Here is a 2,268-nt window from a genome sequence, read left to right as displayed (position 1 = left end):
GGTTGCCGCAGGCGCAGGCCCCGGCCAGCAGGCTGCGCTCTTCTTCCACGAGGTCCTGCGGAAAACAGTCGGAGGCCAGCATCAGGTAGCGCTGATTGGCATCATCAGACCAGCGGACCGCGGCGGCATCAGCCTTCATCACGGCGCGCACGCGCTGGGCAAAGCCGCGCGCCAGCTCATCAATGCTGCCCGCCTGGGCCAGAAAAGCGCTGACCTTGTAGAGCGCCTCCAGCCGAACGCGCTGCGCCTCAATACGCCGTGTCTTGGCCTCGACCTTTGCTTCCAGTCCTTCATAAAGCGATTGCAGGGTGGCCGCCATATGGTTAAAGCCGGCCGCCACCTGGCCAAACTCATCCACGGTGTCGACCTCGATGCGCGTCCTGAAGTCTCCCGACTCCAGCTTGTGCAAACCCTGCCGGAGCTGCCCCAAGGGGTTGATCACATACATGTAGCCGGTGTAAAGCATGATGACCGCCCCACCGATAGCCAATGCCATCATCAGGAGCTGGAACAGGTTCAAAATGGCTGTCAGGCGGGACAGGTGTTGTTCGATCGCCAGCACCAGGCGGTCGCTGGCCTCCACAAACTCGCCACCTGCCTTCAGCAGGACCTGTGCATCCGGAGCGGGCTCGGCCAGCCACAGATGCCGCTGATCACGCCACAAGGACTCGACAGCTGCAAAACGCTGGTGCAACTGGTCGTCCCACGGCACAAACAGCGGCCGGGACGGATCGCCCTCGCGCAACAACGCCAGGCTCTCATCGAACCGGGCTACCAGGCCCTGCCGTTCGGCACGCTCCACCCCCGCCTGCACAGCACTGACCAGCCGCCAGGTTTGCATGCGCATACGTCCGGCCTCGTTCACCGCCGCAGCGCCGCCTTCAAGCTGCCAGGTTACCCACAAGGTCAGCCCTATGGATGCCAACGCGACGATCAGAAGGCTCGCACCTATGCGGATGAGTTTTTTGGACAGGGAAGCCGTGTGCATGTCAGGAGCGTAACGCTGATCAGAGTGATGCGCTAGTTAAATAGCCCTTCAATTCCCTCCCGAGCGCTATACCGGTCTATTCTGGAGCGACATGTTGATGGTCGACAATTGCATCCTCACGTGAACTTTGTTGTCCTAGGCTAGCTCACCCCAAATCGAGCCATTGCTCATATTCCCACTAGCACGACTTCACGGCCTTCTTGGTTGGGCGGTGGAAAAGGTCTCCTCTCATAGCACCGCATGAAGAAGAGACCGTAAAGACCTAGCAGATCGCATTTTTCTCCCCCCCCCGTTCTATAAGCTTAAAAAGAAAGGTCGTCAACCCGAGGTGCACACGCACCTCAGGCTGACTACCATCTAATTTAGCGAATGGTGCATTACTCTGAACTGGGTTCCTTCTGCTACAGGACGGTAAGGGTCACTTAGCCCCACCCATCAAACCAGCTCGTGGCAACTGCACGCTTTGCATGCACAGTGGCCATCGCATCAGCACGACCAGCGGGAGAACCCGACTTCGTGGCATAAAGCCTATGCTGGCGGTGAAACACCCTAGAGTTGGAGCGCTAGGTGAGCTGCTTGTGGACTGGCTTTTGCCGACGCCATATATGCCAGCCCCATACGCCACTCAGGACTTAGCGCCGGGCAGCGCGTTCAGCGGGATGCGAAGGTAAGACACGCCATTGTCGTCGGGCGGCGGGAGCAGCCCCGCACGCACGTTCACCTGCAGGGATGGCAAGATCAGGGTGGGCATTTCGAGGGTGGCGTCCCGCGCCGTGCGCATCCGGACGAACGCGTCTTCGGTGACACCGTCATGCACATGGATGTTCTTCTCGCGCTGTTCACCGACGGTCGTTTCCCACGCGGGCTTTCGCGCCTGCGGCGGATAGTCGTGACACACAAACATCGTCGTATCCCGCGGCAGTTCCAGCAGCCGGTGGATGGAACGGTAAAGTTGGTGGGCATCGCCGCCTGGAAAATCAGCGCGTGCCGTACCCACGTCGGGCATAAAGAGCGTATCGCCCACGAAAACAAGGTCCTCCACCGCGTAGGCCATGTCAGCCGGCGTATGGCCGGGCACAAGCAGCGCGGTAACCTCCAGCTGTCCGATCCTGAAGCGCTCGCCGTCTTTGAACAGGTGGCCGAACTGGCTGCCGTCCGGCAGAAAAGTGCGCTCCAGGTTGAAGAGCTTCTTGAATACCGCTTGCACCTGAATAATGTTCTCGCCGATCGCGATCTTTCCGCCGACAGCCTGCTGCAGGTAGCGGGCTGCCGAAAGATGG

2 protein-coding genes are annotated in these 2,268 nt (G+C 60.1%); both read right to left on the bottom strand.

Features of this window, described 5'->3' with window-relative positions; all coding sequences use genetic code 11:
- On the bottom strand, positions 1-988 hold a 988-nt coding region (locus AC1D0Z_RS19960), incomplete at its 3' end, for a type IV pili methyl-accepting chemotaxis transducer N-terminal domain-containing protein (RefSeq protein ID WP_477659910.1).
- A gap of 625 nt (positions 989-1,613) precedes the next feature.
- On the bottom strand, positions 1,614-2,268 hold a 655-nt coding region (locus AC1D0Z_RS19955), incomplete at its 5' end, for an MBL fold metallo-hydrolase (protein ID WP_477659909.1).

It is taken from the genome of Polaromonas sp. P1_E3 (genome assembly GCF_056405935.1).
Note: the sequence above shows the minus strand (reverse complement) of the source record. Positions and strands in the feature narration are given on the sequence as shown.